Below are 2,438 nucleotides of genomic sequence, written 5' to 3'. Positions count from 1 at the left end.
CATAATAGCTCTGCTAGGTGAACTTTCGTACGAGAGTTTTATTTCTTACCAGAGAATTTATTATACCCACCCAAGGTAATATTAAACGTATAGGTTTTTATAACTTGATCATTATAGGTAAACGGTGCTATTAGAAGACTTGCAAGCCCGCTATCAACGAAGTCTTCAAGGACAGAATCAGCACAATTGTCACAATTATATTCACTAAAAAACATTTGTGTTGTAAATTCTGGAAAATCTGGATGTTGAACTAAAAAGTTAACATGTGGTGCCCTATCGCCGCTTCTGCCTGGCATGATCGTAATAAAATTATAATAGCCAAGATTGTTCGCTATAGATCTTCCTGACCCAGCAAAATCTGAATCTAATTGATTATCCTCTATATCCTCATCATAGTGATTAATCCCAAATGCATTTGCATGCCATATAGAAATTGCAGCATTTTGTATTGGTAAGCAGTTTATATCAGTAATTCTGCCTACTATATGTATTAATTCCCCAACTGCACTGTTTGGAGAACCAGGCTTTCTCCTTAAATTATTTGAAGGGTTAAAAATTTTTGGCCTTGCATCAAGTTCATATATCTCTGGAGTTTCAATGCAGTTGAGTAAAATAGGGTCAGCTGCAAATGATGACAACCCAAACATAGCCTGTATTAAGAGTGCTAATAAAATATTTTTCACTTTCATCTCGTTTATAATGCTTGCACCTGGATTATAGCAGTTTTTTTCTTTTGTTTAAAGATGTTGCTATTCCACATCAAGAACAACCATTAGCTCTTTAGGACTCACATAACCCAAAGCATTTTTTGCTTGTTCATCAAGCAGATCTAAATCTAAGCTTTTTTCGTATAAACCAAACACTTTATTGCTCAACTTTTCCTTTTCAAAAGAGATAGTCTTTAGCAAAAGTTTTTTGTACTCTATCTCTTTTTCTAAGTCCATTAATACTAATAAGCCACGGTTACCCGTGATTGTGCTGATGCTGAAATATAGTGTAAGAGAAGAAATAAGCAAAGCTGTGCTTAAATACAGTAACTTTTTCCTTTTTTTAGAGACAACCACCATATTTTCACATATAAGAAATTGGAAAACATATAACACGAAAAGGTGAACAAAAAACTAAACACCCCAGCTACAGCTTAGCCCCTTTATGGAAGACTAAGCACTTATATCTGAAATACACAACTAACACTGTACCATGACCACTGTAACTCCCCCTTTTGTCCCAAAATTAGCACACTTAAGAACCCTGGCGGGTTTTGCACCTTGGCTTTACTTTATTTATAATGTAAATTTTACCACCCCTTCTCACAACTTTACAGTTTTTATCTCTGTTACGATGGGATTTTAGTGAACCTTTAACTTTCATACTTATAACAAGAACCAAATTACTTTATATTATGGTTACTTGCCAAGAGTTAGTCAATCGATAAATCCCTCATATTTTATTAAAATACTGCACGATCGTTGCTGATACTTCCTCGATCGACTTTTGCGTTACATCAATAATTGGCCAATTGTTTTGTCTAAAAAGTTCCTCTGCTTTTTTAATTTCCTTTTCTACTTTCTTGGGATCGGCATAAACATTATTATTTTCGTTGTTAATTGAAGTAAGCCTATTTTTGCGTATTTCCACTAGCCTACTTGCATCTATTGTTAGCCCTATTGTCAGTTTGTTCCTTAACTTTGTTAAGTCAACATAGAAGGGTACTTCACTAATAAAAGGAATATTTGCAACCCTATAGCTCCGATAAGCTAAATACATGCTGGTAGGAGATTTTGATGTACGTGAAACTCCAATCAAGATTATATCTGCTTTATCAATATCTTGAATATTTTGTCCGTCGTCATGATTAATAGTGTAATTTATTGCCTCAATGCGCTGAAAATATTCATTGTTTATCTCAGTATGTAAGTCAAGTTTTTCGTCTTTTTCAATTTCAAGATAGGAAGAAATTTCTCTAATAATATGTGATAATATTGCTCTATAGGGAATTTTCAATTTTATACAGTTATCTTTTAGATACTTTCTTAGCTCATCATCAGTAATGGTGCATATAACGAAGTGGTGTTCATCGCTTTTCTTATTGACTTCCTCCAAAATTTTATCAATTTGTTCTTCTTTTTTCACAAAAGACCAAACATACTCGATCGTTTCTACAGAACGAAAGTGCTTTAGGGCTGATTTTGCAACTGATATAACAGTTTCACCACTTGAATCTGATACTAAGTGTAGATTGAGCTTTTTAAGAGTCATGTTTTATATAGCATCTACTAGATAATAATACGGATTTAATCAATCTGCTACTAAAATTGCACGAACATTATGATTTGAAAACAGGGACTAAAAATCCCTTGACAACCTCCGCCAATCTCATTATCATGGCAATTAGGGTATTTCTGACTCAAAACTTGTTTTTGACCTGCAGGATCAAC

Annotated in this window: 4 protein-coding genes; all 4 read right to left on the bottom strand. The window is 33.8% G+C overall.

Going from position 1 to position 2,438, the window contains the following annotated elements:
• Window positions 1-38: 38 nt before the first annotated feature.
• The 4 genes from HET73_RS07045 to HET73_RS07030 all read right to left on the bottom strand — a co-directional run bounded on the left by HET73_RS07045 (window position 39) and on the right by HET73_RS07030 (window position 2,259).
• Window positions 39-689 (bottom strand): protocatechuate 3,4-dioxygenase, encoded by a 651-nt coding sequence (locus HET73_RS07045; protein WP_174134268.1) that lies wholly within the window; start codon window positions 687-689, stop codon window positions 39-41.
• Between the two features lie 60 nt (window positions 690-749).
• Window positions 750-1,067, bottom strand: a complete 318-nt coding sequence (locus HET73_RS07040) for an FtsB family cell division protein (RefSeq protein ID WP_218939342.1) — start codon at window positions 1,065-1,067, stop codon at window positions 750-752.
• A 175-nt stretch (window positions 1,068-1,242) separates the two neighbouring features.
• Window positions 1,243-1,371 carry a type B 50S ribosomal protein L36 gene (gene ykgO, locus HET73_RS07035; protein ID WP_174134267.1) on the bottom strand — a complete coding sequence of 43 codons (129 nt, stop codon included), beginning with the start codon at window positions 1,369-1,371 and terminating at the stop codon, window positions 1,243-1,245.
• 69 nt (window positions 1,372-1,440) lie between these two features.
• A complete protein-coding gene (locus HET73_RS07030) occupies window positions 1,441-2,259 on the bottom strand; it encodes a pyruvate, water dikinase regulatory protein (protein WP_174134266.1) in 819 nt (272 codons plus the stop codon).
• Between the last annotated feature and the right edge of the window lie 179 nt (window positions 2,260-2,438).

The sequence above is a fragment of the Wolbachia endosymbiont of Atemnus politus genome, assembly GCF_013309895.1.
This window is presented reverse-complemented; position numbering and strand designations above follow the sequence as displayed.

Bases quoted from the DNA above. Each gene is read 5' to 3' on its own strand.
- HET73_RS07045 (WP_174134268.1), bottom strand. From the start codon at position 689: ATGAAAGTGAAAAATATTTTATTAGCACTCTTAATACAGGCTATGTTT.
- HET73_RS07040 (WP_218939342.1), bottom strand. From the start codon at position 1,067: ATGGTGGTTGTCTCTAAAAAAAGGAAAAAGTTACTGTATTTAAGCACA.
- ykgO (WP_174134267.1), bottom strand. From the start codon at position 1,371: ATGAAAGTTAAAGGTTCACTAAAATCCCATCGTAACAGAGATAAAAAC.
- HET73_RS07030 (WP_174134266.1), bottom strand. From the start codon at position 2,259: ATGACTCTTAAAAAGCTCAATCTACACTTAGTATCAGATTCAAGTGGT.